Origin of the sequence: Embleya scabrispora DSM 41855, assembly GCF_000372745.1 — a bacterium.
GTDB classification, from domain to species: Bacteria; Actinomycetota; Actinomycetes; order Streptomycetales; family Streptomycetaceae; genus Embleya; species Embleya scabrispora.
The window spans coordinates 1-1277 of record NZ_KB889654.1; the positions used below are offsets into that span (position 1 = coordinate 1).

Consider the following 1277-nt stretch of genomic DNA (forward strand, 5'->3'; position numbering starts at 1 on the left):
ACCGACGAACTGCGCCACCTCCTGCACGTGCGCGATGTGCGCCCCGACCCGGGCCTGCGTGGCGAACAACTCGCCGAGGGCGAGTTCGCCGTCGTCGTGGCCTCCCGCCTGCCCGACCGCACCACCGAGACCCGATACAGCGCCCACCTGGTCTCCCTCGAGGGCTGCCGCTCGATCCTGAAGGACGCCGACGACGGCACCCTCACCGCGCACGTACGCATCCGCCTCGCCGCACTCCACAGCTGGGCGTTCACCAGCGTCCCCGACGAGGCCGGCGGCTTCCCCGGACGCGTCCGCAACTTCCTCCGCGACGAGAACGACAACAAACGCGACCTCCTGCTGCGCCTGCCCCAAGCCCCACCCACACCCCCACCCGGCATCGACCCAGCCGCCCACGCCGCCGCCCACGACCGCCTGGCCTCCGGGCACCTCCCGCTGCCCTACCGCGTGGAGACCGGCGAGGACACCTACGCCTGGTACCGCGGCCCGTTCACCGCCGAACCCGCCCAACCCCTGCCCCCCACCCCCGACGAGGGCTGGACCAGCGCCGCCCAACTCCTGGCCTACGAACAGGCCTGGGGTCTCTTCGACACCGGCCGCGCCGCGGCCTGGACCCTGGGCCGCGCGTTGGCGTTGGCCGACGCGGACTTCTCCGCCATGCTCACCGCCTGGCACGCCAAGGCCCGCGCCCGCGCCGCCGCCATGGCCCAACGCCTCGCAGCCCCCGGCCTGCACGCCGCCGAACCCCCCACTCCCGCCGACACCGCCGCCGAACCCCCCACCCCCGCCGACACCGCCGCCGAAGCCCACGCGGCCGCCGGCGCGACCCCCCTAACCGAAACCGAAGCAGCCGCCAACACCGAGGCCGACGTCGAACAGGCCGCCTTCGCGGCCCGGCAGGCCCGCGCGCTCGGCCACCGCCCCTTCGGCACGCTGCTGGAGGCCTTCGTCGCGGACGGCTCCGCCGCCCGGGTGCTCCGCGCGGCCACCCACCCCGCCGACGCCCGCAACGCGCCGGTATCCGCGCCACGGCGCCGAGGCGCGTTGCCCGGGCGGCGGGGGCAGGGGCGGGCCGCCCGCGCGGCGAACCTGCTCGCCGACCCGCCCGCAGCGTTGCGCACCGCGCTCGCGGACCTCCTCGCCCTCGAAGGCGCCCCGATCGTCGCCTGGCTGGACCGCCTGCGGCTGCTACACGGTGTGCCGTTCGCCGACCTGGTCCCCGACGAACGGATGCTGCCCGCCGAGTCGTTGCGCCTGTTCCACGTCGACCCCGGCTG

The 1277-nt window shown here is 76.2% G+C and carries 1 pseudogene; it reads left to right on the forward strand.

The window, feature by feature from the left end:
• A pseudogene (locus A3IC_RS0116340) lies at nt 1-1277 on the forward strand (hypothetical protein); the annotation flags it as partial.